Below are 26,147 nucleotides of genomic sequence, written 5' to 3'. Positions count from 1 at the left end.
CGAGCTGCGAAGTTTGACTCGTTTCTACATCCAGATTAAAAATTTAGCGCGGCACCATGAGTTTGTCACGTAACTGGTTCAACTGCAGTTTGAGCGAATTCATTTCATCTTCGCTGCAGTCAGATGCACACTGAATCTCATCAGGAATGCTTTCAGCCTGCTGGCGCAGCGAACGCCCTGCATCCGTTAAACTCACGACGACCTGACGTTCATCCTGACGGGAACGCTGGCGATTAAGTAAGCCCGCATTTTCCAGCCGTTTCAGCAGCGGCGTCAGCGTTGCAGAATCCAGAAAGAGGCGTTCACCAATTTCTGATACGGTCAGTGAATCCTGTTGCCACAGTACCAGCATCACCAGATATTGCGGATAGGTAATATCCATCTGTGTGAGCAACTTACGGTATACTTTATGCATCGCCAGGTTGGCGGAATAAAGTGCAAAACAAAGTTGCTGATCGAGCAACAGTGGCGCAGCTTTCACTTTTTTGTCATCTTGATTACTGTTCATAGACGCAATATAAATAGCGCGCTAGTTAATTGCAAGCAATTTATGAAGTGAGGTTGTGCATGCAGGATTCTCTGGAAGAACGGGCGCGTCGCTATGCCACACAAGCCCATGCCGAAACGGGTCAACGACGCAAATATACCGATGAGCCCTACATCGTGCATCCCGCTGCCGTTGTGGAACTGGTCAGAAGCATTACAGATAATCCTGTGATGCTGGCCGCCGCCTGGCTGCATGATACCGTGGAAGATACGGCGACCACCCTCAATGATATCCAGACGCATTTTGGTGACGAGGTCGCGAAGCTGGTTGAGATGCTGACCAACACGGCACCACAGAGTGCAAAGAACCGTGCGGCACGTAAAGTGGCCGATTTTCGCCATACGGCTCAGGCCAGCCCAGAGGCACAAACGATAAAGCTGGCTGACATTATTGACAATACACGTTCAATTGTTCGTTTCGATCCCCATTTCGCCCGTGTTTATCTGATTGAAAAAAGGGTGCAAATTCAATTACTCAGACAGGGCAACACAGAACTCTGGCGTCAGGCTTCTGCCAATATTGAAAATGGCATTGCGCAACTGGCTGAGGCTCCCTATAACGTGCCCGAAAAGTGGTTTGTGAAGCAAGCCGCGAAATACGGTGGGTTGAGCTAAAACCCGCCGCTGCATGCGGTCGCCTTTGAAGTAAACTGCACAGGGTAAGCCAGTCATCAGGAACCGATTATATGGCTTACAGGTTTACAGGTTTACAGGTTTACAGGTTTACAGGTTTACAGGCTTACAGGCTTACAGGCTTACAGGCTTACAGGCTTACAGGCTTACAGGCTTACAGGCTTACAGGAAACGATAAGCCCGACCTGGGGATCCCCAATCGATTACGATCAGCACGGCTTTCTCTTTTACAGCGATCAGAGAGGGCATATGAATGTGTAGAAAAAATCGAGTTTTTAAAAAGTAATTAGCAAGCAGGGAAGCTGTCAAAAAAATGTATTTTTAAAATAAAAAATAAATAACTATTAAGACAGAAAGAAGGTTTCATGTGATATCAGTCACGATAACTAAACGTAATGCTAGACATAAAGAATTAATATAATAGGGTGGCACTATGTTTAATGAGAGTTGAAATATTATGATCATCTTAAACAGCAGCAGCGTAATATCCAAATGGTTTAATATTGATAATGTTATTGTCAATCACCTGCCTTAACGTCTTCTTTTTACAATCGCCCATCTCTTTCGACTGACAAGGTCGTAATTTATCGGGCGCATTTTCACTCATTCAGACTTTAAAAACCCTGCATTATGGGTGCGATCCGTTTACTTGCGCAAAACTGGCTATTGAAAACGCGATGCAACATACAATGCAGTCACGTTTCTTATCGGCTGAAATAGTATAAAACATTTGCCCGGGTTTTTAATTCACTCATTAAAAAACCTACGGCATCGGCACGTCTGAATAAAAGGACATGATGATGAATAACTTTAGACACTTACCTGAGCCATTCCGTATTCGTGTTATTGAACCCGTCAAACGCACTACACGAGAGCATCGTGATGCAGCGATGATAAAAGCCGGAATGAATCCATTCTTGCTGGATAGCGAAGATGTTTTTATTGATCTTCTCACCGATAGCGGAACCGGCGCCGTTACGCAAAATATGCAGGCTGCTATGATGCGAGGCGATGAATCTTACAGTGGCAGCCGCAGTTATTACGCGTTAGCGGAAGCGGTAAAAGCTATTTTTGGTTATGCCTATACTATTCCAACACATCAGGGCCGTGGCGCAGAACAAATTTATATTCCGGTATTAATAAAAAAACGGGAGCAAGAAAAAGGTCTGGACAGAACAAAAATGGTGGCCTTCTCGAACTACTTTTTTGATACCACACAGGGCCACAGCCAGATAAATGGCTGTACCGTGCGGAATGTTTATATCAAAGAGGCTTTCGATACGGCGGTTCGCCATGACTTCAAAGGCGACTTTGATCTTGAGCGCCTGGAGAAAGGCATCCAGGATGTCGGCGCGGAGAATGTGCCCTATATTGTTGCCACTATTACCTGCAATTCCGCCGGCGGGCAGCCCGTGTCGCTGGCAAACTTAAAAGCCATGTACCAGATTGCAAAAAAATATGACATTCCGGTGGTCATGGATTCAGCCCGCTTTGCTGAAAACGCGTACTTTATTCAGCAGCGGGAAAAAGCGTACAAAAACTGGACAATCGAAGCGATTACCCGGGAAAGCTATAAATATGCTGACATGCTGGCCATGTCGGCAAAAAAAGATGCGATGGTCCCCATGGGTGGCTTGTTGTCTTTCAAAGATGACAGCTTCTTTGATGTGTACACCGACTGCAGAACACTTTGCGTTGTTCAGGAAGGATTCCCCACCTATGGTGGGTTAGAAGGCGGCGCAATGGAACGCCTGGCGGTAGGCCTTTATGACGGCATGAATCAAGACTGGCTGGCTTATCGTATCAGTCAAATTCAATACCTGGTTGATGGCCTTGAATCGATTGGTGTGACCTGCCAGCAAGCCGGTGGCCATGCTGCCTTTGTCGATGCCGGAAAATTATTGCCGCACATTCCGGCGCATCAGTTCCCGGCTCAGGCACTCGCCTGCGAGTTATATAAAGTGGCCGGTATCCGGGCAGTCGAGATCGGCTCGTTTTTGCTGGGCCGCGATCCTAAATCAGGAGAACAACTGCCCTGTCCGGCCGAACTGTTGCGGTTAACCGTTCCCAGAGCCACCTACACACAAACGCATATGGACTTCATCATCGAAGCTTTTGAGCATGTGAAAGAGAATGCGAGCAACATAAAAGGATTAGCCTTTACCTATGAGCCTAAGGTTTTGCGCCATTTCACCGCAAAACTTAAAGAGATTTCATAGTCATACCTGTACAGTGAGCAGCTGTTTTGGCCACGGCGGCTCCATTACCCTGCCTGTCAGGCATAAAAATTATAACAACGATAAAAGCGAAGAATATTGTTGAGAGGACACCATGGAAGAAAATACAGATCAGAAACACTCCGCCTTTTGGGGCGTGATGGTTATCGCTGGAACCGTAATCGGTGGGGGGATGTTTGCACTCCCTGTCGATCTTGCGGGCGCGTGGTTCTTCTGGGGCGCTTTCATTTTGATCATCGCCTGGTTTTCCATGCTTCATTCCGGTCTGCTGTTACTGGAAGCTAACCTGAACTATCCAACAGGCTCAAGCTTCAATACATTGACCAAAGATCTGCTGGGCAAAAGATGGAATGTAATAAGCGGTATTACCGTTGCTTTTGTGTTGTATATACTGACTTACGCTTATATCTCCGCTAACGGCGCGATTATTAGCGAAACCCTGTCCATGCATTCCAGCATGACGATACCTTCACGTGTTATCGGCATCGGTACAGCGGTTTTCGTTGCCAGCGTGTTATGGATTAGCTCTCTGGCAGCCAGCAGAATCACCTCGCTCTTTTTGGGTATTAAAATCTTAGCCTTCGTCATTGTTTTTGGCTCTTTATTTTTCAAAGTTGATTTTTCAATCCTTAGCGATGTTAGCGGTATCAGTGAAAGCAATCGTTATTTTCCCTATATATTTATGGCCGTTCCGGTTTGCCTTGCCTCTTTTGGCTTTCACGGTAATATCCCCAGCCTGATCATTTGTTATGGAAAACGAAAAGATAAGCTGGTTAAAAGCATTGTTCTTGGTTCACTGCTGGCGCTGTTTATCTATCTTTTTTGGCTGTATTGCACCATGGGGAATATCCCGCGTGAAAAATTCAAAGAAATCATTTCTTCGGGCGGAAATGTTGACGCGCTGGTGAAGTCTTTTATGGGAACGCATCCTGGCGGCGTCATTGAATTTTTCTTACTGGTTTTTTCTAATCTCGCCGTGGCCAGCTCTTTCTTTGGGGTCACGTTGGGGTTGTTCGACTATCTGGCGGATCTGTTTAAAATCGATAATTCCCACTTTGGACGATTTAAAACGGTGCTGTTAACCTTTCTACCTCCCGGCATCTTATATTTGCTCTTCCCGAATGGTTTTATTTACGGTATCGGTGGCGCAGGATTGTGCGCAACAATCTGGGCAGTTATCGTCCCTGCCCTGCTGGCATTAAAATCGAGAAAACGCTTTCCCGATAAAACATTCACTGTCTGGGGCGGAAAGGTTATTCCGGCTGTGGTCATTTTATTTGGTGTTATCGTCATCATCTGCTGGTTTGGCAATGTTCTTAACATCTTGCCAAAGTTTAGCTGACCGACAGGACGGACTGGAAACGGGTTTAACGAAGCCTGTCATCAGGGAGAGGTATTGAACGGCCGGTCACTCACGTGACCGGCGCCAACAAAAACCAGGATACGACTTAGTGACTTAATCGAGTAACTGACGCCCAAGGTAAGGATTGGCGTGAAGTAATTTCATCAATTTTTGTGCAGTTGCGGAAGGACGCGTACGCTGGGCTTCCCAGCTTTTAACCGAAGAAACGCTAACGCCCATAATCCTGGCAAACTCATCTACCTGCATTCCTGCCATTTCGCGTAAACGCTGTGGCTCTGGCACGGCTGGCTGACGCTGAGTTTGCAGCGCTACAGGGCTGTTATCACGTGTCAAAACAATCTGCTCAAGGCTGCTGAGCAATTCAAACATTGGGTCTTTTAACTCCATAGAGAACTCCTTAAAACTCACTATGAATCACGTGAAAGAAGGTACAAGAACCTGAAATCAGGCTCAGAAACCGGATTAAGCAAGCTGCATCCCTTAAGAGTTTGTTTTTATTGTAAGAAAACCCTTATGGGACACAGCCTGACCTGCATTGCTGTTAAACATGTCAACACAATGCCACAAATGCCGGGAGACTAAGTATGGATAGATACCTGACAATTTGCAGCGCAAATTAGACATTTTTTTTAACTTTACAATTCTGAAAAATGGTTAAGCAACTTAACCTTTTGAAGCGATTGGTTTTGTTACCACAGCGTCTGTCAACAGCGCTGGTCGCGTTTTCTTTATGGCCGGCAATCAGGTGATGAACTGGCCAGGATAACCGCACCGGCTCTGTAAGTTGGTTGCAAAATATGCGCCAGACTTTCATTTTTTGAACACATACTGGCTGGAGAGTGCTGTCAGCCATCACGCCTTTCTTGCTTCCAAAATAAAAAAACACTTGCCAGCCCTGACGTAGGTGGCGCCGGAAGCGCTGAAAAGGGACTCAGCTTTATCATCGAAGGACAACATGACGTTTTAATTATAGTGAACACGATAATTTGTGCGATTCGTGCCAGTGATTGCGTTCATGCAGGCGTTTGCACCACTTTAATGCAGACGAACAATTTTAGGGCAACTCGTTAATGGACGTTTAACGTTAACGATTCAGATGGAACATCTGTGTCGCTCGAAACATAAGATGGAATTAATTATTTATGACCTATACTTACGGATCCGTTAGCTTCCCTTCGCGCGGGCTCGTTATCGGTGCAAAAAAGCCCGAGTCGCGGATGCGCTGGCCTTCTTTTCTGACACCATAAGCCTGTAACATCATCTTAAACACGCTTAAGGCAAACTTTCTTACAGGTTATGGCCTTACATCGCGCTTTCGCATTGTGTGGCCGTTATCCTTTGTTCTATTCTTTAGGCCACTGCTTATCCGGACATCAGCCAGTTTTACCGACAGGAGTTGAACCCATGGCTTCAGGCATTTCCCGTATCCTGGCACGCAGCGGCATTTTGCTGACTGGCGTGCTTCTTGTGCTGCAACTTACCGCATGTGGTGATAAAGAGGGCGAACAGCGCAAAGCGTTTATCGATTTTCTGCAAAATACCGTTATGCGTAGCGGTGAACATCTACCCAGCCTGAGTGAAAATCAGAAACAAAGTTTTGGCCCTTTCACCGGTGATTACGCCATTCTTTATGGCTTCTCGCAGCAGGCGAACAAAGCTGTGGATCAGGGGATGCGTCCGGTGGTGGATGAACTTTCTGCTATTCATGTGCCGCAGGACTATCTGAGCCGCCACGACTCACTGGCCCAGGCCAACAGCGCGTTGACGGTGGCTACCCAGCAACTGGAAACCGCAAAAATGCAGGCAGATAAAAGTAAAAGCGCGCTTAAGCAAAACGACGACCTGAAAAAAGTCTTCGATACCGCGTATGACAAAGTGGTGACGCAGCCTGCTGGCCAGTTGATCCCATTGCTACCCAAACTGCAGGCACTTAGCCAGGATGCTGTAAAGACAGGTGAGTTTTTGCAGGCTCAGGGTACACGCGTCAGTTTCAATAACGGTGGCGTTCAGTTCCCAACTCAGGAACAGGCGACGCAATATAATGACTTAATGACGAGCTTATCAGCTAATGTGCAAGCGCTGAGCCAGGCTAAAAATGCAGTACAGGGTAATTTGCAATAATCTGCGTGCAGGGACGTGTCATTCACCGCCTAACCTGAGCCACGTGAAATCATGATTCCGCATTCAAACGGGCCTGATCAAAATGTGATCCGGCCCGTTTTTCATTAAATTAAATTGTGATCTTAGTCTCATTTATCAAACAAAGCTCAACGCCATAAATGTGATCGCAATCACTATAAATCGATTTCGATGGCTAAAAATCCGTCGTCTTCTCGCCGTAATGGCTCATTTCTGTGATAAAAGTCACTTAATACCCCCCCATCCCCCCGACATAAATGTGACCTAAATCACACTAAGCCTCGTGCACTACGCAGTCCACTATTCGCGTGATAAAGTCCGCCTGCATACAGTAATACTGACGGCTAATCGCCGTAGTGGCTAAACAAAAACAAACGCGCGCTCCTGTTGCAGCGCGTCTCAACAAGGGGTGGGCTTATGTCCTCATCAGTAAAGGTCAAAGTACAAAGCTTTGGTCGCTTTTTGAGTAATATGGTGATGCCTAACATTGGCGCATTTATCGCCTGGGGTATTATCACCGCGCTGTTTATTCCAACAGGATGGATCCCTAACGAAACGCTGGCGAAACTGGTCGCCCCAATGATCACTTACCTGCTGCCACTCCTGATCGGTTATACCGGTGGACGCCTGGTCGGTGGCGATCGCGGTGGGGTGGTTGGCGCAATCACTACGATGGGGGTAATTGTCGGTGCTGATATGCCGATGTTCCTCGGCTCAATGATTGCGGGCCCACTTGGCGGCTGGGCGATCAAATCCTTTGACCGTATGGTTGACGGTAAAATTAAAAGCGGCTTTGAGATGCTGGTGAACAACTTCTCTGCCGGTATTATCGGTATGCTGTTGGCCATGCTGGCTTTTATGGCGATTGGTCCGCTGGTTGAAGGTCTGTCACACATTCTTGCCACGGGCGTTAACCTGATGGTGCAGAACAACCTGCTGCCATTGACGTCAATCTTCGTTGAACCTGCAAAAATCCTGTTCCTGAACAACGCGATTAACCACGGGATTTTCTCACCTCTGGGTATTCAGCAGGCAAGTGAAGCAGGGAAATCAATTTTCTTTCTGATCGAAGCCAACCCGGGTCCGGGGATGGGCGTGCTGATGGCCTATATGTTTTTTGGTCGCGGCAGTGCTAAACAGTCTGCTGGCGGTGCGGCGATCATCCACTTCCTGGGCGGCATTCACGAGATCTACTTCCCTTACGTGCTGATGGCACCACGCCTGCTGCTGGCCGTCATCCTTGGCGGAATGACCGGTGTCTTTACGCTGACCGTACTGCACGGTGGTCTGGTATCGCCTGCTTCACCAGGTTCTATCCTGGCCGTATTGGCCATGACGCCAAAAGGAGCTTACTTTGCCAATATCGCCGCCATCTTTGCTGCATTTGCGGTGTCGTTTGTGATTTCTGCCATTTTGTTGAAGACCAGCAAAGTGAAAGAAGATGACGATATCGAAGCGGCGACGCAGCGTATGCGTGATATGAAAGCGCAGTCAAAAGGTCAGAGTCTGACAGGTGCGCCGGTTGCGAGCGACGCGATGAGCGTAGATCTGGACCATGTGCGTAAAATCATTGTGGCCTGCGATGCAGGTATGGGCTCAAGCGCCATGGGCGCTGGTGTCCTGCGTAAGAAGGTCCATGATGCAGGTCTGAGTAACGTGTCGGTCACCAACAGCGCGATTAATGCCTTACCGGGTGACGTTGATCTGGTGATTACCCATCGAGATCTTACTGAACGAGCCATCCGTCAGGCGCCTCATGCCCAGCACATTTCCTTAAATAACTTCCTGGACAGTGCACTTTATAGCACGCTGACCGAGCGCCTGGTGGCGGCTAATCGCAGTGAAGCTAACCGCGAAGCCGTACAGAAGACGCTGGGTGACAGCTACGATGACAGCCATGCCAACCTGTTTAAACTCGGCCAGAGCAACGTTTTCCTGGGGCTGAGTGCCAGCAATAAAGAGCAGGCGATTCGCTTTGCCGGTGAGCAGTTAGTCAAAGGCGGCTACGTAGAACCCGAATACATTGATGCCATGCTGGCGCGCGAAAAGCTGACGCCAACCTATCTTGGCGAGTCGATTGCTGTGCCGCACGGTACCGTTGAAGCGAAAGACCGTGTACTGAAAACGGGTGTGGTTTTCTGCCAGTACCCTGCCGGCGTTCAGTTTGGCGAGGAACCTGATGAAGTCGCACGTTTGGTGATTGGTATAGCTGCCCGCAATAACGAGCACATTCAGGTGATTACCAGCCTGACGAACGCGCTCGATGATGAGCAGGTCATTGAACAACTGGCACGTACAGAAAGCGTACAGGATGTTCTGGATCTGTTATCAGGCAAACCCGCTGTAGCATAATCGGGTCCGACATTTCCCTGGGGCGGTTGTGCCCGTCCCATTTTTTGGGGGCGGACATGCCCGCCCCATCGTTATTTGATATGGGTCAATTTTATGAAAGCGTTACATTTTGGAGCAGGCAACATCGGTCGTGGCTTTATCGGCAAACTGCTGGCAGATGCCGGTATTGAGCTGATTTTTGCAGATGTGAATCAGGCAGTGCTGGATGCCCTTAATGCACGTCATGAATATCCCGTGCATGTGGTAGGTGAACAGGCCAAAGTTGAAGTGGTTAAGGGCGTCAGCGCCGTGAACAGCACCAGCGACGACATTACTGGACTGATCGCGGATGTCGATCTCGTTACCACTGCCGTTGGTCCGCAAATCCTTGAGCGCATCGCTGCCAGCGTGGCAAAAGGTCTGGCCAAACGCAGTGATAACGGCAATGTTCGGCCGTTAAATATTATCGCCTGTGAAAATATGGTGCGTGGAACCAGCCAGCTTAAGCAGCACGTGCTACAGGCGCTGCCTTCTGAATATCATGTCTGGCTCGAACAACACGTTGGCTTTGTGGATTCAGCGGTAGACCGTATTGTTCCCCCTTCTGAAGCAGGCACTCAGGATCCGCTGGAAGTCACGGTGGAAACCTTCAGCGAATGGATTGTGGACAAAACCCAGTTTAAAGGCGAATTGCCCACCATTCCGGGCATGGAACTGACCGATAACCTGATGGCCTTTGTGGAACGTAAACTTTTCACCCTGAATACCGGCCACGCAATTACAGCCTATCTGGGGCAACAGGCGGGGCACCAGACTATTCGCGATGCCATTCTCGATGAGAATATTCGCGCGGTCGTCCAGGGTGCGATGGAAGAAAGTGGCGCGGTACTGATTAGACGCTACGGCTTCGAAGCAGACAAGCATGCTGCTTATATTCAAAAAATTCTTAGCCGCTTTGAAAATCCCTATCTGAAAGATGACGTTGAACGCGTAGGTCGTCAGCCAATCCGCAAGCTGAGCGCAGGCGACCGCCTGATTAAACCGACACTCGGCACGCTGGAATATGGCCTGCCGCATGCCAACCTGGTTCAGGGCATTGCTGCTGCAATGCATTATCATAGCGATCAGGATCCCCAGGCGCAGGAGTTAGCCGCGCTGCTGGCGGAAAAAGGTCCGCAGGCAACCTTAGCGCAGGTTTCAGGACTGGATGCTGAGAGTGAAATAATAAAAGAGGCCGTGAGTGCCTGGCACGCCATGGCATAATAGCCCCATGTTAGCGACCCAGATCGGGGGCAATAAACGGGCCCCCGACAGCAGCACTACACTGATGCAGGCAAGAATGGAAGAAAAGCAGGCTTTTGAAAACCGGGTGCTTGAACGCCTGAACGCTGGACGCTCGGTGAGAAGCTTTTTGTTCGCCGCTGTCGAGTTGTTAGCTGAAGCCGTCAATGTGCTGGTGCTGCAGGTATTCCGTAAAGATGACTACGCGGTGAAATACGCCGTAGAGCCCTTGCTGCTGGGCGACGGTCCGTTAGGTGAGCTCTCCGTCAGGCTCAAGCTGATCTATGGCCTTGGCGTGATTAGTCGGCATGAATATGAAGACTGTGAGTTACTGCTGGCGCTGCGTGAAGAACTCAATCATGACGCGGGCGATTACCGTTTTACTGATGATGAAATTCTGGGACCCTTTGGTGAATTGCACTGCGTGGCGGCCTGGCCCCCCGTTCCCACATTTCATGCTGAAGATGCAGCACTACAGGCGATGCAGCAGCAACGTTATCTGCAGATGGTACGCTCCACTATGGTCCTGTCACTCACCGAACTGATTTCCCGCATTAGTATGAAACAGGCGTTTAAAAAGTCAGTCAGCTAAATCCCGCCGGGAGCCTCGAGGCTCCCCTTTTCACGCTAACCACCGAGAATCTACGTAAAATTTGGTGTATCCTTAGCCTGTTTTCCTCAACGAGTTGTTGTCATGAAAGAGCAAGAAAAAAACGAAATTAAACGTCTCAGCGATCAACTTGACGCGCTGAATCGTAAAGAGCCTCAGTTACTCGAATCCGGTGATGCTGAAAAGCTGGGCGCGTTGCTGAAAGAGAAAGAAACGCTGGTAACGGAAATTGAGCGCCTTCGCAGTCAGCGTGACGTTAAGCTGAGCCAGGAAGCGCAAAAACTGCAAAAATTGCCGTTCAGCCGCGAAATTACGAAAAAAGAGCAGGCAAATTTAGGCGCATTGAAGAAAAGCGTGCGCGGCCTGGTGGTGGTGCATCCAATGACCGCGCTGGGACGAGAAATGGGGCTTAGCGTTATGACCGGATTTGCTAAAAACGCCTTTTGATCATGTTTCAGGCAGCGGCCCGATCGCTGTTTTGCTGGCCAGTAGCAGTCCCAACCTGCTCTGCCAGCGTATCCAGCAGCGTATAACGACGGCGGTATTCCGCGCGCTTCTTACTGGCAATCTCTTCCAGCGTTTTACGCGGCAGCGCCAGCGGCAGCATAAAGACGCCGTCAGCACGCTCCTTTCCGTTGATCGTCAGCCAGAAATCGCTGTAGCTGGCATGGAATTTATCCTCTTTACTCTGGCGATAACGCAGGCTGCGAAAAACATGCGTTTCATCCCCTACCGCTGCTATTTTCCTGACACCACATTGCTGAGATAAAATAAAGACGACTTCCATCAATAAGCGTTTAGGAAATAAACCATGTGCCGCTTTGGTTGCATCACGAATAACATCATTACTGATACTTTTACGCGGTCCCTGTAAGCCACCGATTAAGAGTGTGCGCGCGTTATCCTCGTTCAAGATCGTGAATGAAAGTGAGGCTAAGCCTTCTCCCTGATAACGCAAGACTAAGGTTATTTCACCTTCACGATCGTAATAACCTGAGCTACAGGCAATAACAAAATCTTCATCATTTTTACCCTTCAGCCTGGCCAGCACGCTCTCTTCGCCACTTTGTAAAACCTGGCGAAGTTGAAGATTATCCAGGCTGTTCATTAAATGATAATGGTCGAGAATAGCCTGGGCGCGTGCAGCTACACCCATTCCGGCACGCAGATAAGGGCGATGTAACTTCGCGGGTAAGACTCCCTGCACACGCATTAATTGCGAAAACCGGGGTAACTCTGAGAGCTGCTGTAAATAGCGCAATGTGGTCACGGGCGCAATCAGCGTCCTTAAGGCAAATTTAAAACGGAATTGACGGCTTAGCCAACGTTTATTTGGCACGTACTTTCCGCTGACCAATTGAAAAAACAGAGAGGCATACGAATCAGCAACCGGCTCGTGTGTAGTATAAATAGACATGGCATAAGTTCTTATTAGTTTGATAGTGGCGCTGATGATAAAACGAGCGACATCAACGACAGGTTAATGACTCAAATTGTTAAAAACTTACCGGGATAAAATGACGCTTCGTTTAATTCTGGTTTAACTGACTTCGAACGTCGGGCTTTAAAGGTGGGAAGCGGTGCGGGCAGCGCAGCATCAGCTATCGCAATGGCAATGGCAATGGCAATGGCAATGGCAACATTCAGACCGGAAAAGGACGAAAACCTGATGTTCAGGCGAAAAAAAACCGGCAGAACAGGTTCTGCCGGTCAGGTCTCTTGGGTTATCGCTTACTTAGCCGATGCAAAGCGGGCTGCCGCTTCGTCCCAGTTAACCACGTTCCAGAACGCTTTGATGTAGTCCGGACGCTTGTTCTGATACTTCAGGTAGTAGGCGTGTTCCCACACATCCAAACCAATGATCGGATAGCCAGAAACGCCAGCGACGGCCTCGCCCATCAGTGGGTTATCCTGGTTAGCAGTGGAAACCACGGCCAGTTTGTCGCCTTTTTTAACCAGCCAGGCCCAACCTGAACCGAAACGGGTGGTCGCCGCTTTCTCAAACTCTTCCTGGAATTTCTCAACGCTACCAAAATCTTTCTCAATAGCCGCCTTCAGTTCGCCCTGAAGGGTCGTGCCGGTTTTCAGGCCTTTCCAGAACAGACTGTGGTTAGCATGACCACCTGCGTTGTTGCGCAGCGGGCCTTTTTTGTCTGCTGGCAGCTGATCCAGCTTAGTGATCAGTTCATCAACGGGCAGATCAGCAAATTCAGTGCCTTCCAGCGCCGCATTGGCGTTGTTGACATAGGTCTGATGATGTTTGGTGTGATGGATTTCCATCGTCTGCTTGTCAAAGTGCGGTTCCAGTGCGTCGTAGGCGTAAGGCAGGGATGGCAGTGAATAACTCATGTTCTTCCTCTCCATTTAGTGTTTGAGCAGCACGACAATGTCGGCACGTGCCGCGTAAGCAGTCTTATCATTATAGTTAAATTCATGATCGGTAAAAGCGTAATCAATGCCCTATTAAACATAAGGTTTTGAAAAAACATGCAAAGACTGCGCATTTTTCGTTTGATGCTGACCGCAAAACGGGCTTCGCGCAGGCGCAGTCAGCGAGCCCGTGACGGCCTGATAACCGCTTCTGCAGGCACTCATTCGCGCTGCTCAGCATTTACATCAGCCGCTGTGGATGAGTGTAAATGGTCGCCCGGCCCGGCTTACTGAAACCGACAAGGGTAAGGTTGCAGCGTTCTGCAACCTCAACAGCCAGTCGGGTCGCAGCGGAGACGGCAAACAGAATCTCCACGCCGCACATTGCAGATTTCTGCACCATCTCATAGCTGGCGCGACTGGAAACTAACAGGGCGCCCTCGCCCCAGGCGGCCTGACTGCGATAGCCCAACAGCTTATCCAGCGCCACATGACGACCGACGTCCTCGCAGCCGTGAATCAGCACACCATCAGGCTGTATCCAGGCCGCTGCATGGGTACAGCCCGTTTTTTGCCCCACTGGCTGAAACTGGTTAAGTTGCCCCAGTGCGCGATCCAGATGCGCTAACGTAAACCGCTGGGTGAACGGCAACGGCGTAAGCGGCTTACCAATCTGGTCCAGTTGCTCAACCCCGCAAACGCCACAGCCGGTCCGCCCCGCCAGGGCCCGTCGCTGCGCTTTCAGCGCCATAAAACGACGGCTGGATAGCTCAATCTGTACCTCAATGCCATTGCAACCCGCGACCACATCCATACCGAAGATATCTGCCGGCGCATCGATAATGCCTTCAGAGAGAGAAAAACCGATGGCAAAAGCCTCCAGGTCTTTGGGCGTTGTCATCATCACGACGTGGGAAATGCCGTTATAAACCAGCGCCACGGGAACCTCTTCCGCTAGCCAGTCAGCCCGGGAGTGATGTAAATCGTCACGTTGCCACACCAGAGTTTCACGCAGACCGGCATTCCCGATTACATCAGCATCACTTCTCGCCTCGTTTTTATTCACTTTTTTCTGATCCTGGCTGATTCCGCAATGATTGAAAGGTAATAGTATTCCGTTATGCTGAATAGTGCCTATTCTGAACCTGCTGACAGAGAGCAACAAGCGCATGGCACCCTGATAGCATAAAGCGTGAAATGGCGCGCGGCTGGCCCGGCATGCTCGATGTCTATCTGTATGAAATCATCCAGCCTCGGGAAAAATACATTTCATCCACAAGGGCGGGATTTGGACTGCTATGATCAGCCTGTCGGGAACATTGATGAGATCCTGAAATGCTGCAATCTTCTGACTGACGACGAGTCCTGTCATGATGGAGATAACCGCAACAGAAAAAACGTAAAACCGGCGACAAAGCCACCGTCCGAATGGCCTGAGCCACGACTGAAAACCTATTCTTGCTGGTGTCGTGAATCGCGTAATCAGCCAACAAAACAGGAAAATGCCCTCTATGAGCATCCGCATTATCCCGCAAGATCAGTTGGAGAAGAGCGAAAAAAATCCAGCGGAGACAATCCCGCCGTTACTTTTCCCCCAGTTGAAGCGTTTATACAGCCGCCGCGCCGCGCGACTGCGTGATCTGGCCGCTAAAAATCCACTGGGCGATTATTTACGCTTTGCCGCCGTCATAGCCCAGGCGCAGGAAATTGTGCTGTATGACCATCCGCTGCAGATGAATCTTCATGCCCGCCTGGTACAGAGTGCTCAGGAAGGCAAACCGCCGCTGGATATTCATACTTTACCGCGGGATACGCACTGGCACCGCCTGTTGCATTCGCTGATTGCGGAACTTAAACCCGAGATGAGCGGCCAGGCGCTGGCAGTGCTGGAGAACCTGGAAAAAGCCTCTGCCAGCGAGCTGGAAACGATGGCCAGCGCACTCTTTGCGGGCGAGTATGCTCAGGTCAGTAGCGACAAAGCGCCTTTTATCTGGGCGTCACTGTCAATTTACTGGGCGCAAATGGCGGCGTTGATACCGGGTAAAGCACAGGCAGAGATGGGCAATCAACGCCAGTACTGCCCGGTGTGCAACAGCATGCCCGTTGCCAGCATGGTTCATATGGGCACCGACGAAGGCGCACGTTACCTGCATTGCAATCTGTGCGAAAGTGAGTGGTACGTGGTGCGTAGCAAGTGCACAAACTGCGAACAATCCCGCGATCTTCACTACTGGTCGCTGGACAGTGAACATGCAGCAGTAAAAGCTGAAAGCTGTGGTGACTGTGGTAGCTATCTGAAAATCTTGTACCAGCAAAAGAATCCGGCAATTGAACCCGTCGCGGACGATCTCGCTTCTTTGGTGCTGGATGCCCGTATGGAGCAGGAAGGCTTTACACGAAGCAGTCTGAATCCCTTTATGTTCCCTGGTGAATAGCTATTGCTAAAAAACCTCGCTAAACGGAGCTACGCAATGAAACTGATTGGCAGCTATACCAGCCCTTTTGTACGCAAGATATCTATCATCATGCTGGAAAAAGGTATGATGTTTGAATTCGTTAATGCTTCGCCTTACAGCGATGACAGCCACGTTCCGCAATATAATCCGTTGGGAAAAGTGCCTGCACTGGTCGCGGAGGACGATCAGATCTGGTTCGATTCCAGCATCATCGCTGAGTACCTGGAACAGCGCAGCCCGACGCCTGCTTTATTACCTGACACTTCCCTCGCATCGTTAAACGTTCGTCAGCTCGAGAAGTTAGCTGACGGTATCAGTGACGCGGCGCTGGTGATTGTGCGTGAGCAGTTACGTCCGGGCGATATGCAGTCAGAAGAGGTTTTACTGCGTAATCGTGAAAAGATTCAGCGTGGCCTGGACAGCCTGGAAGCCTCCGTGAACGAAGGAAAATGGATCAACACTGGCGCACTTAATCTGGCGGATATTGCGACGGGCTGCATGATCGGTTATCTGAATTTCCGTCGCGTCGTGCCGAACTGGTGCGTTGGCCGCCCGGCGTTAGTCAAGCTGGCAGAAAACCTGTTTCAGCGCGAAAGCTTTGCCCGAACCACGCCGCCCGCATCCTGATCACTCGGCGCAGCAAGTTGCCAGTAGCCGGGTTTCTGAAGGGCCAGCGGCGTTATGCGTATTCTGAAACGGTGAGAGGCACGCCGCGAAGGATGCAGAGCAAATCTGCATAAACGTGCAATCAGAAACGGTAACCCACCCCCAGATTAACGCCGTTAACAGCGCGTTGCTCTCCTTCAACCCGGGTGCGGGAACCTTCGTAACCCAAGGTTACAGACAGATAATCAACCGGGTTAATGATAATACCGGCCCCGTAAGCCAACGCATTGGTCGTCTCCGAAAACTGGATGTCCTGAGGCATTCCCTGAGAATCATAGCCGTGATACTGGCGGCTCATCGCGGCATGGGAAAAGCCGGCCAGCGCATAAACACTGACCCGTTGATTCAGACGATATGCCGGCCCCGCCAGTAAAGAATAATATTTTGCGCTTACGTGATCGGACGTATGGCGCTGAAAAAAAGAACTGTTGCTGTCCTCACTGTTCTCCAGAGTGGTGAAAGAGGCCACTACGCTAACCGGCGAGTCCCACTCATAACGATATTGCAGATTCATACCGGGCATATTTTTAAAATCTTCAACTTTACTCTGCGCATAGCCTACAGACAGCGTTTGACTTGCCACTGCGGGCACCGCACCACTCAGCAGCGCACAGGAAATAGCGGAAATAATTACCTTGTTCATACAACAATCCTGATAATAAAAAACAGGTGGCGCATCGCACCCTGTTAATTCTCTGATACAGACAGCCTTATCCTTTCAAGACAGGGCTGTGAGTTCAGTATTATTCAGCCCTGTCTCATCCGAAATGAAACAGCCTGTTTGCACCAGATATTTTCTTTTTAAGCCTTGCCACTCACGGGAAAAACATCATTAGATCGCGGTAAACCTGCGAAATTAACGGTTATCTGGCGGAACGGGACCTTAACAAAAACACCTTATTCCCACAATAAATAAAGGGATAACATTGACGGAATTCAGGACCGATTGACGATTGATTGATGTTACGTCCCAGTAGTCAGAGAAGGTAGCGGTAATCAGGGGATGAACCCGGTAAGAATAAGCATCGCCGCGCCTTGCATTGCTGCAGCGAGTCCGCTATATCTTTCGCTCAGGCCCTGTCCTGAAGCGGCCCGGCGCGCGCGGGCCGTAAGCCAGGGTAAAAGGCAGTTCATTACCACGCTCAGTTTTTTTATTTACGCTCCGGCCTCGTCATGGGCTGTGAGACCTGGCAGCCCACTGCCTCAGACAGACGAAAACCGGACAAATCACTATCATGCGATCACACTTCAGAATGGCCTTGTGCTGCCTCCTGGTCGGTAATATCACACAGGCCTGGGCTGAGGGGCTGACGCTGGGCGCCCAGGGCGAGGCGAACTTTACGCCTTATCGCCAGTACAAAACGCAGTTTTCAGGTCTGCCTTATGTAGGATATGACAACAACCATGTCTATATTGACGGCACCGAAGTCGGCGCCTATTTGATCAAAGATGACACCACACAGCTAAAGGCGCGCTGGTGGTATCTGGATAACGAGTTCGATCCCGGCCAGTCATCTGACCCGGCGCTTCGACAGCTAGACATCCGCCACAGCACCATGATGGGCGGCATCAGCTATCAAAAGATAACCCCCGTAGGTGCTTTCAGAACGGAACTCTCTGCGGATACGCTGAATGAAAGCCGGGGATTACTGGGAACCGTCGCATGGGCGGGCCAGGTGTCGTTCATGCAGTTGGACGTTTATCCGCAGGTTGGGGTGGACTGGCTGAATAAGCAGCAGGCAAGCTATTACTACGGCGTGAACGCTCAGGAATCCGAGCGCAGCGGTTTACCTTCCTGGCGTCATCAGGGCATTACGCCGTGGCTTGCTTTGGCGTTTGACTGGCACCCGGTTACGCCGTTGCATATTTATCTTCAGCCCAAAGTCACCTTCCTGACTGGCGCACTTCGCGACAGTCCGATGACGGATCAACAGTATTACTGGACGCTTTCTTCAGGCGTTACCTGGACATTTTAAAGCGGGCATTCGGGCTGTGCCGCCACGATGCCTGGCGGCTTGAGATAGACTCGCGGATAGCGCCGCCTGTGCCGGTAACCGGCTGCAGCGCCTGAATATAAACATGCTCTACAGATGAGATTTCACATATCGCCCTGTCGATGGGCAACGTACCTCGATTATTCAAGACGGGACACACAGAATAAAAAAGGGACGATTTCTCGTCCCTTTTCAACGTCGTCGAGGCCGGTTACTGCAGTAGCGAAATATCAGCGACCTGCAGGAACAGTTCGCGCAGTTTCGACAGCAGCGTCAGACGGTTAATCCGCACCGCCTTGTCTTCCGCATTAACCATCACTTTATCGAAGAAGTTGTCTACGGCTTCGCGCAGCTGCGCCAGCTCAATTAACGCATCCTGATAGCGACCTTCTGCAAAGTAAGGCTGCAGTTTACTGCTCAGAGCGGTCACGAAGGTGGCCAGCTGAATCTCTTCATTCTCTTTTAACAACGACGCCTGCACGCTGTCATTCAGCGGTTCGGTCGATTTAGCCAGAATGTTAGAGACGCGCTTATTGGCAGCGGCCAGCGCGGCAGCCTCATCCAGCGTGCGGAAGTGTGAGACCGCCTTCATGCGGGCATCAAAGTCGGCCGGACGGGTTGGACGACGTGCCAGTACAGCCTGCAGCGTATCAATGCTGTGGCCTTCTTCCTGATACCAGCTGCGGAAGCGACCCAACATAAAGTCGATGACGTCATTAACCGCATTGGCATTGCTCAGCTTGCTGCCATACAGGCGCACGGCTTCTTCGGTCAGCGTTTGCAGATCGAGTGGCAGATTTTTTTCTACGATAATGCGCAGCACGCCCAGCGCGGCACGACGCAGTGCAAAGGGATCTTTATCGCCCTTTGGATGCTGACCAATACCAAAAATCCCGGCCAGCGTGTCCATTTTATCGGCAATCGCCAGCGCACAGGCAACCGGGCTGGACGGCAAATCGTCCCCTGCGAAACGCGGCTGGTACTGCTCGTTCAGCGCCACCGCAACATCTTCGGCTTCGCCGTCATGACGCGCATAGTGCATGCCCATCACGCCTTGCGTGTCGGTGAACTCAAACACCATATTGGTCATCAGGTCGCATTTGGACAGCAGGCCCGCGCGCGTGGCGTGATTCACATCAGCACCAATCTGCGCGGCGACCCAACCGGCAAGGGCCTGAATACGATCGGTTTTGTCACGCAGCGAACCCAGCTCTTTCTGGAACAGCACGGTTTCGAGGCGCGGCAGGTGATCTTCAAGGCGCTTTTTGCGGTCGGTATCAAAAAAGAATTCGGCATCCGCCAGACGCGGGCGTACAACCTTCTCATTACCGGAAATGATCTGCTGCGGATCGCTGGACTCAATGTTGGTCACAAAAATGAAGTTTGGTAGCAGGTTGCCTTCCGCATCATAAACCGGGAAGTACTTCTGATCGCCTTTCATGGTGTAAACCAGCGCTTCAGACGGCACCTTAAGGAATTTTTCCTCAAAGGTGGCGGTCAATACGACCGGCCATTCCACCAGCGACGTCACCTCTTCCAGCAGGCTGTCGCTGAGGTCAGCGACCCCACCTAAACGACGCGCCGCGGCTTCTGCATCGGCTTTAATCATGGCCTTGCGAACCTGATAGTCAGCAATGACCTGACCGCGCTTTTCAAGCACATCCGGATACTGATCGGCGTTCTCCAGCGTGATCTCACTTTCGCCCATGAAGCGGTGACCACGAATAACGCGATCTGACTTAATGCCAAGGATCGTGGCGGGAATCAGTTCATCGCCCAGCAGCAGGGTGACGGTATGCACCGGACGCACAAACTGCACGTCGCTGTCGCCCCAGCGCATCAGTTTAGGTACTGGCAGTTTACTCAGAGCAGTGGCAACCATTCCTGGCAGCAATGCCTGAGCAGCCTCACCTTTAACCTGGGCACGATAAACCAGCCATTCGCCTTTGTCGGTGCTCAGGCGTTCAGCCTGCTCAACCGTAATACCGTTACCACGTGCCCAGCCTTCCGCTGCTTTAGTGGCATTGCCTTCTGCATCGAAGGCCGCCGCGACCGCAGGCCCGCGCTTTTCTACTTCACGATCGGGCTGGGAGGCACTCAGGCTGGCGATTTTCAACGCCAGACGGCGCGGGGCAGCAAACCAGCTTACCTCGCCATGGTTCAGATTAGCCGCATCCAGCTCGGCAGTCACCTGAGCAGCAAAGGCTTCCGCCAGGCTGCGTAATGCTTTCGGTGGCAGCTCTTCGGTGCCGATTTCCACCAGGAACGTTTTGTCAGTCATGGCTGCCTCTTACTTTTTGTTATTGCACATCGGGAAGCCCAGCGCTTCGCGAGAAGCGTAATAGGCTTCAGCCACGGCTTTAGTCAGGGTGCGGATACGCAGAATGTAGCGCTGACGCTCCGTCACCGAGATCGCTTTACGCGCGTCCAGCAGGTTAAAGCTGTGTGCGGCTTTCAGAATGCGCTCGTAAGCAGGCAGCGGAAGAGGTTTTTCCAACGCCAGCAGCTGCTGCGCTTCTTTCTCATACTGCTCAAAACAGGTGAAGAGAAAATCCACGTCGGCGTATTCAAAGTTGTAGGTAGACTGCTCGACTTCGTTCTGGTGGAACACGTCGCCGTAGGTTGTTTTACCTAACGGACCGTCGCTCCAGACCAGATCGTAAACGCTGTCAACGCCCTGGATGTACATCGCGAGGCGCTCAAGACCGTAGGTGATCTCACCGGTAACCGGTTTGCACTCCAGGCCACCTACCTGCTGAAAATAGGTAAACTGCGTCACTTCCATGCCGTTAAGCCACACTTCCCAGCCGAGTCCCCAGGCACCCAGCGTAGGGTTTTCCCAGTTATCTTCGACAAAGCGAATATCGTGCACCGTGGGATCCATACCCAGCTCTTTCAGCGACCCAAGGTACAGCTCCTGAATGTTGTCCGGCGATGGCTTGATGATCACCTGAAACTGGTAATAGTGCTGTAAGCGGTTCGGGTTTTCGCCGTAGCGGCCGTCGGTAGGACGGCGGGACGGCTGCACATAGGCGGCGGCAATCGGCTCCGGGCCAAGTGCGCGCAGGCAGGTCATTGGGTGTGAAGTACCAGCGCCCACTTCCATGTCCAGTGGTTGAACAATGGTGCAGCCCTGGCGCGCCCAGTAATCCTGCAATGTCAGGATCAGGCCCTGAAAGGTCTTGGTATCAAACTTTTGCATGATGAGTTCGCACGCGGTTCGGCTAGATAAAAAAAGAGTGCGACAGTATACCCTTTGACCGCGCGATGTGCAGCCGGAAATCCTGCCGCGCAGCCTGGAGAGTGGATTTTAGGATGACGTTCAGCGCCACAGCGATGCTGAACGGCAAAATTAACCTGTGCCGTTTGGCTTTTTTCATGCGATCTTGCGCACAGAGGGTTCTGAATCCCTGTCGGCGCGCTTGTTGACTGCAACGCGACTGGCTACGCTTTGCACCGGGACGCACTGCGCCAGAGGAAACCATGTCGCAAAAGATTTACTGGATAGATAATTTGCGGGCAGTTGCCTGCCTGATGGTCATCGTCATCCATACCACCACCTGGTATCTGGCCGGGCCGATGGCGATAAAAGGTCACTGGTGGGACATCGCCAACCTGCTCAACTCAACGTCACGCATCTGTGTGCCGCTGTTTTTTATGATTTCCGGCTACCTGTTCTTTGGCGAACGCAGCGCACAACCCCGTCATCTATGGCGACTCGTCGGATGCCTGCTGTTTTACAGCGCCGTCGCGCTGGTCTATATCAGCCTGCTAACGCCCATCGGTGAAGGCCGTTCAATATTGAAAATGCTACAGAAACCGGTGTTTTATCATCTGTGGTTTTTCTTCGCGCTGATCGGCATTTACCTGCTGTCGCCCTTAATTCAGGTGAAACGCGTGCGCCCCCGCTATGTGGCGGTGCTGGTGCTGGTTGTGGCGGTGCTGGCTAATCCCAATACCATGGATCAGTCATGGGGGCGGTTTCACTGGTTACCGATCAACCTCTATCTGAGCGGAGACAGTATTTATTACCTGCTCTACGCGCTGTTGGGGCGCGCTATCGGCACCATGGAAACAGACAGGCGCGGCGTGACTGCGCTGGCAGTCGTGGCCTTCCTGGCCTGCGTGACCGGTATTATGCTGGGCACCAAACGGGCATTAATCGTCAACGGCGCATTTAACGATACCTGGTATCTCTATTGTGGACCGCTGGTGTTTATTGCGGCCATCAGCGCCCTGCTGGTGTTCAAAAATGCCTTTAATCAACGCACTCTGCCTGGCCTGGCGACGATTTCGCGTTACTCGCTGCCCATCTACGGTTTTCACGCGCTGTTTATCCATTTCATCCGTACAAATCACTATGACGATATGACGCGTCCCTGGTTGGATCTGCCCGCCGTCTTTATGGTCACCCTGGCAGGCAGCCTGCTTCTGGCGATGCTGCTCAGTCGGCTGGACAGGCGCCACTGGGTAACCTGAGGCTAGGTTGTCAGGTTCCAGCCCCGCGCACGCCACAGTTCAGGCAGCGCCGCCATATCCGTAAACACCGTGACCAGCGGGTGATCCAGTTCCGGGTTGTGCGCGTCGGCACAGTAGTAGAACACTGGCATGCCAGCGGCGATTCCGGCCCGCGCGCCCGCTTCAGAATCATCCACTAAAATACAACGCTCAACAGGTACTCGCATTTGCTCTGCGGCGTGAAACATCAGCTCAGGCTCGGGTTTCCAGTGACCAATGTCGTAACCGCTGTAAAGGCGCTCGGCAAAGTAGTCCAGCATGCCGGTTAATCCCAGCGAGTGCTGCATCTTCTTGACCGTACCGTTGGATACCACGCACACCGGGACGTTCATCTGCGCCACCAACGCTTTCGCCCCGGCTATCGGCTTCAACTCCAGATCGAAAAGTCGGGCAACTTCACTCCGGTAGGCGGGTTCAAGTTCGTCCAGCGGTAATCTGACCCCATGCGACTCGCTAACGTCACGGATGATGTCATACAGTTTCACCCCTTTGTACTTTTCGAACATCTCCTGCAGGGAGAGCGTTATACCGTAACGGGCAAAGGTGGTGACGTAAGCGCGTGTACAAAGCACTTCGCTGTCTACCAGGGTACCATCACAATCGAAAAAGACGCATTCTGCTGACATCTGACTCCATCCTTTTAGTTGGGTGCCCCTACACTCTACCCTAAGCCTGACGCGTTGTGATAATGGCAATCGGTTGCGAAAAATCATTGTATTGCCCGGGCAAAATCGCCAGGATACGCGCCGGTGAAATTTTCTTCCGGATAAACGGCATGAACAAACAAAGCCTTTTTCAGCGCGTATTTAAATTGCAGGAACACGGTACAACGGTTCGTACCGAGGTCATTGCTGGCGTTACCACGTTTTTAACCATGGTATACATCGTTTTTGTAAACCCACAAATTTTGGGTGTGGCAGGGATGAACGCCCAGGCGGTGTTCGTAACGACCTGTCTTATTGCCGCATTCGGCAGCATCCTGATGGGCCTGTTCGCCAATCTTCCGGTCGCACTGGCACCGGCAATGGGCCTCAATGCCTTTTTTGCCTTCGTCGTCGTGGGTGCTATGGGTTACTCGTGGCAGGTCGGTATGGGCGCCATCTTTTGGGGCGCGCTGGGGTTGCTTATCCTGACGCTGCTGCGTATTCGCTACTGGATGATCGCCAATATTCCACTTAGCCTGCGCGTGGGCATTACCGCCGGTATTGGCCTGTTTATTGCCATGATGGGCCTGAAAAACGCCGGCATCATTGTGGCCAACCCGGATACGCTGGTCACTGTGGGCAACCTCAGCTCGCATAACGTGCTGCTGGGTGCTCTGGGTTTCTTTATTATCGCCATTCTGGCGTCACGCAATATTCACGCCGCCGTGCTGATTTCGATGATCGTCACCACGGCGATTGGCTGGATGCTGGGCGACGTGAAGTTTGTGGGTCTGTTCTCTGCGCCTCCGTCCATCACCTCTGTGGTCGGTCAGGTCGATATCAAAGGCGCGTTCAATATTGGCATGGCCGGCATCATCTTCTCTTTTATGCTGGTCAATCTGTTTGACTCATCAGGTACGCTGATTGGCGTCACCGATAAAGCCGGCCTGGTCGATGAAAAAGGGACTTTCCCACGGATGAAACAGGCGCTCTATGTCGACAGCATCAGTTCCGTTACTGGCGCGCTGGCAGGGACCTCTTCCGTTACGGCCTATATTGAAAGTACGTCTGGCGTCGCCGTTGGTGGTCGTACCGGACTGATGGCGGTCGTCACCGGCCTTCTGTTCCTGCTGGTCACATTTTTATCACCGCTGGCAGCCATGGTTCCGGCCTATGCCGCAGCGGGCGCGCTGATCTACGTTGGCGTGCTGATGACCGCCAGCCTGTCGCGGGTTAAATGGGACGATCTGACGGAGGCCGTTCCCGCTTTTGTTACGGCCGCGATGATGCCGTTTAGCTTCTCCATTACGGAAGGCATCGCGCTGGGCTTTATTGCTTACTGTGTCATGAAACTTGGCACCGGGCGCTGGCGTGAAATCAGCCCCTGCGTGGTGATTGTCGCGTTACTGTTTGTGCTTAAAATCGCGTTTATCGACGCACACTGAGCGCCCTGGGAAGTCGTGCGCTGGCGGCCTGTTACTGGGTCAGTATGAGGCCAGCGCGCGTCCATGCAGCGTCGTCAGACGCATCATTTTTGTCCCGTCATCCGGCTTATCTAACGCGATATCACGCAGTGCAGACCACTGGCCGCCGCCGGTGATTTCCCATAAGTACAGGCGCCGCACATGGGGTGATAAAGCACAGGACCACACCAGCGTGGGCTCCGCATCGCACAGAATCTGCAGGTCGGTGGGCAGCGTTGTACGCAGGCGCCCGGCGCCGGGCAATAGCTGTAGCGAACGCAGCCCTTCTTCACCTGCGCCCTGCAGTTTCATTACGCTGTGGCGCAGCGTCCAGATCTGCGTCACGGCCTCAGGCACATCTTGCTGAGCATTGATCCAGGCGATTTCTCCTGAACTTAACCCCTGCACCATCAGCGCCTGCGTCTGACGACTGTGTGCCCGCACGATATCCATATCCAGGCCGACCTGACTGCGCTCTTCAGCCAGCAGGACGCCCACGGTATTCCCCGCGTAGGCAATATTGAAGTCAGGAAGATCGCGATCCGCAAAGGCCGGGCGGCCGTTATGACGCTTAACGATGGGCGGAAGACGATGAAGGCCGTAAATACGCTGCATGAGCTGTGCCAGCAAGATACGGGCCGCCAGAAATCGCCCTCGACGTTTATCCGCAAGATGCTGCGCGCTGTCGATGATGTCCTGCGGGATGGCGCTATCAGCCACCAACTGCCCGGGATTGCCTGTCCAACGAACAAAATGACCCGCCATCTGTCTCTCCATGAAAATGGTCAAATAATCATCAACCCCATTATAAGCGCTTTCTCAGGCTACCGCATACAGCTTGCCCTTTTTTCAGAAAAGCAGCAGGCTGGAGCCCTCACTACAGGCAGAAGTCACCA

23 protein-coding genes are annotated in these 26,147 nt (G+C 51.6%); 13 read left to right on the top strand and 10 right to left on the bottom strand.

The genetic code is table 11. From position 1 onward, the window contains the following. Positions 1-43 precede the first annotated feature (43 nt). On the bottom strand, positions 44-508 hold the full coding sequence (locus QLG08_RS09670; protein WP_015701311.1) for a MarR family transcriptional regulator: 465 nt from the start codon (positions 506-508) through the stop codon (positions 44-46). A gap of 59 nt (positions 509-567) precedes the next feature. Between QLG08_RS09670 and QLG08_RS09665 the strand changes: the two genes are divergently transcribed. The 3 genes from QLG08_RS09665 to tnaB all read left to right on the top strand — a co-directional run bounded on the left by QLG08_RS09665 (position 568) and on the right by tnaB (position 4,758). Further along, a complete protein-coding gene (locus QLG08_RS09665) occupies positions 568-1,161 on the top strand; it encodes an HD domain-containing protein (RefSeq protein ID WP_013024024.1) in 594 nt (197 codons plus the stop codon). An 818-nt stretch (positions 1,162-1,979) separates the two neighbouring features. Next, positions 1,980-3,398 carry a tryptophanase gene (gene tnaA / locus QLG08_RS09660; protein ID WP_029569321.1) on the top strand — a complete coding sequence of 473 codons (1,419 nt, stop codon included), beginning with the start codon at positions 1,980-1,982 and terminating at the stop codon, positions 3,396-3,398. Positions 3,399-3,510: 112 nt separating this feature from the next. Then, positions 3,511-4,758 (top strand): low affinity tryptophan permease TnaB, encoded by a 1,248-nt coding sequence (tnaB, locus tag QLG08_RS09655; RefSeq protein WP_014594984.1) that lies wholly within the window; start codon positions 3,511-3,513, stop codon positions 4,756-4,758. 114 nt (positions 4,759-4,872) lie between these two features. Here the strand turns inward: tnaB and QLG08_RS09650 are convergent, their stop codons facing one another. After that, a complete protein-coding gene (locus tag QLG08_RS09650) occupies positions 4,873-5,166 on the bottom strand; it encodes an HTH-type transcriptional regulator (protein WP_014607017.1) in 294 nt (97 codons plus the stop codon). 1,017 nt (positions 5,167-6,183) lie between these two features. On the opposite strand from QLG08_RS09650, the gene QLG08_RS09645 reads away from it, so the two are divergent. The 5 genes from QLG08_RS09645 to QLG08_RS09625 all read left to right on the top strand — a co-directional run bounded on the left by QLG08_RS09645 (position 6,184) and on the right by QLG08_RS09625 (position 11,587). Beyond that, the gene (locus QLG08_RS09645) at positions 6,184-6,900 is read left to right on the top strand and encodes a DUF3053 domain-containing protein (protein WP_019106243.1); all 717 of its coding nucleotides are present in this window, start codon (positions 6,184-6,186) and stop codon (positions 6,898-6,900) included. Positions 6,901-7,335: 435 nt separating this feature from the next. After that, positions 7,336-9,270 (top strand): PTS mannitol transporter subunit IICBA, encoded by a 1,935-nt coding sequence (locus tag QLG08_RS09640; RefSeq protein WP_014607019.1) that lies wholly within the window; start codon positions 7,336-7,338, stop codon positions 9,268-9,270. Positions 9,271-9,363: 93 nt separating this feature from the next. Continuing rightward, positions 9,364-10,512 (top strand): mannitol-1-phosphate 5-dehydrogenase, encoded by a 1,149-nt coding sequence (gene mtlD / locus QLG08_RS09635; protein ID WP_019106242.1) that lies wholly within the window; start codon positions 9,364-9,366, stop codon positions 10,510-10,512. A gap of 7 nt (positions 10,513-10,519) precedes the next feature. Continuing rightward, positions 10,520-11,122, top strand: coding sequence for a mannitol operon repressor MtlR (gene mtlR, locus QLG08_RS09630; RefSeq protein ID WP_014594981.1), 603 nt, complete (start codon positions 10,520-10,522; stop codon positions 11,120-11,122). Between the two features lie 102 nt (positions 11,123-11,224). Further along, positions 11,225-11,587: a YibL family ribosome-associated protein gene (locus QLG08_RS09625; RefSeq protein ID WP_014607021.1), complete on the top strand. Its 363-nt coding sequence runs from the start codon at positions 11,225-11,227 to the stop codon at positions 11,585-11,587. 7 nt (positions 11,588-11,594) lie between these two features. Here the strand turns inward: QLG08_RS09625 and QLG08_RS09620 are convergent, their stop codons facing one another. The 3 genes from QLG08_RS09620 to fdhD form a co-directional block, all read right to left on the bottom strand. Then, positions 11,595-12,557, bottom strand: a complete 963-nt coding sequence (locus tag QLG08_RS09620; RefSeq protein ID WP_022623756.1) for a VirK/YbjX family protein — start codon at positions 12,555-12,557, stop codon at positions 11,595-11,597. A 314-nt stretch (positions 12,558-12,871) separates the two neighbouring features. Continuing rightward, complete coding sequence (sodA, locus tag QLG08_RS09615; RefSeq protein ID WP_014607023.1) at positions 12,872-13,489, bottom strand: superoxide dismutase [Mn]; 618 nt, start codon at positions 13,487-13,489, stop codon at positions 12,872-12,874. 262 nt (positions 13,490-13,751) lie between these two features. Beyond that, positions 13,752-14,576, bottom strand: a complete 825-nt coding sequence (gene fdhD / locus QLG08_RS09610; protein ID WP_031284268.1) for a formate dehydrogenase accessory sulfurtransferase FdhD — start codon at positions 14,574-14,576, stop codon at positions 13,752-13,754. Positions 14,577-15,021: 445 nt separating this feature from the next. Here fdhD and fdhE point away from each other — a divergent pair, with 445 nt between their 5' ends. After that, positions 15,022-15,945 carry a formate dehydrogenase accessory protein FdhE gene (gene fdhE / locus QLG08_RS09605; RefSeq protein WP_014607025.1) on the top strand — a complete coding sequence of 308 codons (924 nt, stop codon included), beginning with the start codon at positions 15,022-15,024 and terminating at the stop codon, positions 15,943-15,945. 36 nt (positions 15,946-15,981) lie between these two features. Further along, positions 15,982-16,593 (top strand): glutathione S-transferase, encoded by a 612-nt coding sequence (locus QLG08_RS09600; protein ID WP_014607026.1) that lies wholly within the window; start codon positions 15,982-15,984, stop codon positions 16,591-16,593. Between the two features lie 121 nt (positions 16,594-16,714). Here QLG08_RS09600 and QLG08_RS09595 read toward each other — a convergent pair whose 3' ends face one another. Further along, entirely contained in the window at positions 16,715-17,275 is a 561-nt protein-coding gene (locus QLG08_RS09595; protein ID WP_015701318.1) for an Ail/Lom family outer membrane beta-barrel protein, read from the bottom strand. A gap of 592 nt (positions 17,276-17,867) precedes the next feature. Here QLG08_RS09595 and QLG08_RS09590 point away from each other — a divergent pair. Then, a complete protein-coding gene (locus QLG08_RS09590) occupies positions 17,868-18,608 on the top strand; it encodes a MipA/OmpV family protein (protein ID WP_015701319.1) in 741 nt (246 codons plus the stop codon). Positions 18,609-18,837: 229 nt separating this feature from the next. Here the strand turns inward: QLG08_RS09590 and glyS are convergent, their stop codons facing one another. Continuing rightward, the gene (gene glyS / locus QLG08_RS09585) at positions 18,838-20,907 is read right to left on the bottom strand and encodes a glycine--tRNA ligase subunit beta (protein ID WP_015701320.1); all 2,070 of its coding nucleotides are present in this window, start codon (positions 20,905-20,907) and stop codon (positions 18,838-18,840) included. Between the two features lie 9 nt (positions 20,908-20,916). Beyond that, a complete protein-coding gene (gene glyQ / locus QLG08_RS09580; protein WP_013024007.1) occupies positions 20,917-21,828 on the bottom strand; it encodes a glycine--tRNA ligase subunit alpha in 912 nt (303 codons plus the stop codon). Positions 21,829-22,109: 281 nt separating this feature from the next. On the opposite strand from glyQ, the gene QLG08_RS09575 reads away from it, so the two are divergent. Further along, complete coding sequence (locus QLG08_RS09575) at positions 22,110-23,105, top strand: acyltransferase (protein WP_072136250.1); 996 nt, start codon at positions 22,110-22,112, stop codon at positions 23,103-23,105. Positions 23,106-23,107: 2 nt separating this feature from the next. Here the strand turns inward: QLG08_RS09575 and yieH are convergent, their stop codons facing one another. Further along, positions 23,108-23,770 carry a 6-phosphogluconate phosphatase gene (gene yieH, locus QLG08_RS09570; protein ID WP_014607031.1) on the bottom strand — a complete coding sequence of 221 codons (663 nt, stop codon included), beginning with the start codon at positions 23,768-23,770 and terminating at the stop codon, positions 23,108-23,110. A 149-nt stretch (positions 23,771-23,919) separates the two neighbouring features. Between yieH and QLG08_RS09565 the strand changes: the two genes are divergently transcribed. After that, on the top strand, positions 23,920-25,233 hold the full coding sequence (locus QLG08_RS09565) for an NCS2 family permease (protein WP_014607032.1): 1,314 nt from the start codon (positions 23,920-23,922) through the stop codon (positions 25,231-25,233). Positions 25,234-25,272: 39 nt separating this feature from the next. Here the strand turns inward: QLG08_RS09565 and QLG08_RS09560 are convergent, their stop codons facing one another. Next, the gene (locus QLG08_RS09560) at positions 25,273-26,016 is read right to left on the bottom strand and encodes a 4'-phosphopantetheinyl transferase superfamily protein (RefSeq protein WP_015701322.1); all 744 of its coding nucleotides are present in this window, start codon (positions 26,014-26,016) and stop codon (positions 25,273-25,275) included. Positions 26,017-26,147: the final 131 nt, after the last annotated feature.

Origin of the sequence: Pantoea sp. V106_11, assembly GCF_029967885.1 — a bacterium.
Lineage (GTDB): Bacteria > Pseudomonadota > Gammaproteobacteria > Enterobacterales > Enterobacteriaceae > Pantoea > Pantoea ananatis.
This window is presented reverse-complemented; position numbering and strand designations above follow the sequence as displayed.

What these genes read in the sequence shown, in the direction of transcription:
- mtlR (WP_014594981.1), top strand. Translation starts at nt 10,520, where the DNA reads ATGTTAGCGACCCAGATCGGGGGCAATAAACGGGCCCCCGACAGCAGC.
- QLG08_RS09670 (WP_015701311.1), bottom strand. Translation starts at nt 508, where the DNA reads ATGAACAGTAATCAAGATGACAAAAAAGTGAAAGCTGCGCCACTGTTG.
- glyS (WP_015701320.1), bottom strand. Translation starts at nt 20,907, where the DNA reads ATGACTGACAAAACGTTCCTGGTGGAAATCGGCACCGAAGAGCTGCCA.
- QLG08_RS09600 (WP_014607026.1), top strand. Translation starts at nt 15,982, where the DNA reads ATGAAACTGATTGGCAGCTATACCAGCCCTTTTGTACGCAAGATATCT.
- yieH (WP_014607031.1), bottom strand. Translation starts at nt 23,770, where the DNA reads ATGTCAGCAGAATGCGTCTTTTTCGATTGTGATGGTACCCTGGTAGAC.
- sodA (WP_014607023.1), bottom strand. Translation starts at nt 13,489, where the DNA reads ATGAGTTATTCACTGCCATCCCTGCCTTACGCCTACGACGCACTGGAA.
- fdhE (WP_014607025.1), top strand. Translation starts at nt 15,022, where the DNA reads ATGAGCATCCGCATTATCCCGCAAGATCAGTTGGAGAAGAGCGAAAAA.
- QLG08_RS09620 (WP_022623756.1), bottom strand. Translation starts at nt 12,557, where the DNA reads ATGTCTATTTATACTACACACGAGCCGGTTGCTGATTCGTATGCCTCT.
- QLG08_RS09640 (WP_014607019.1), top strand. Translation starts at nt 7,336, where the DNA reads ATGTCCTCATCAGTAAAGGTCAAAGTACAAAGCTTTGGTCGCTTTTTG.
- QLG08_RS09645 (WP_019106243.1), top strand. Translation starts at nt 6,184, where the DNA reads ATGGCTTCAGGCATTTCCCGTATCCTGGCACGCAGCGGCATTTTGCTG.
- QLG08_RS09650 (WP_014607017.1), bottom strand. Translation starts at nt 5,166, where the DNA reads ATGGAGTTAAAAGACCCAATGTTTGAATTGCTCAGCAGCCTTGAGCAG.
- QLG08_RS09665 (WP_013024024.1), top strand. Translation starts at nt 568, where the DNA reads ATGCAGGATTCTCTGGAAGAACGGGCGCGTCGCTATGCCACACAAGCC.
- tnaA (WP_029569321.1), top strand. Translation starts at nt 1,980, where the DNA reads ATGAATAACTTTAGACACTTACCTGAGCCATTCCGTATTCGTGTTATT.
- QLG08_RS09565 (WP_014607032.1), top strand. Translation starts at nt 23,920, where the DNA reads ATGAACAAACAAAGCCTTTTTCAGCGCGTATTTAAATTGCAGGAACAC.
- QLG08_RS09595 (WP_015701318.1), bottom strand. Translation starts at nt 17,275, where the DNA reads ATGAACAAGGTAATTATTTCCGCTATTTCCTGTGCGCTGCTGAGTGGT.
- mtlD (WP_019106242.1), top strand. Translation starts at nt 9,364, where the DNA reads ATGAAAGCGTTACATTTTGGAGCAGGCAACATCGGTCGTGGCTTTATC.
- glyQ (WP_013024007.1), bottom strand. Translation starts at nt 21,828, where the DNA reads ATGCAAAAGTTTGATACCAAGACCTTTCAGGGCCTGATCCTGACATTG.
- QLG08_RS09590 (WP_015701319.1), top strand. Translation starts at nt 17,868, where the DNA reads ATGCGATCACACTTCAGAATGGCCTTGTGCTGCCTCCTGGTCGGTAAT.
- QLG08_RS09625 (WP_014607021.1), top strand. Translation starts at nt 11,225, where the DNA reads ATGAAAGAGCAAGAAAAAAACGAAATTAAACGTCTCAGCGATCAACTT.
- QLG08_RS09560 (WP_015701322.1), bottom strand. Translation starts at nt 26,016, where the DNA reads ATGGCGGGTCATTTTGTTCGTTGGACAGGCAATCCCGGGCAGTTGGTG.
- tnaB (WP_014594984.1), top strand. Translation starts at nt 3,511, where the DNA reads ATGGAAGAAAATACAGATCAGAAACACTCCGCCTTTTGGGGCGTGATG.
- QLG08_RS09575 (WP_072136250.1), top strand. Translation starts at nt 22,110, where the DNA reads ATGTCGCAAAAGATTTACTGGATAGATAATTTGCGGGCAGTTGCCTGC.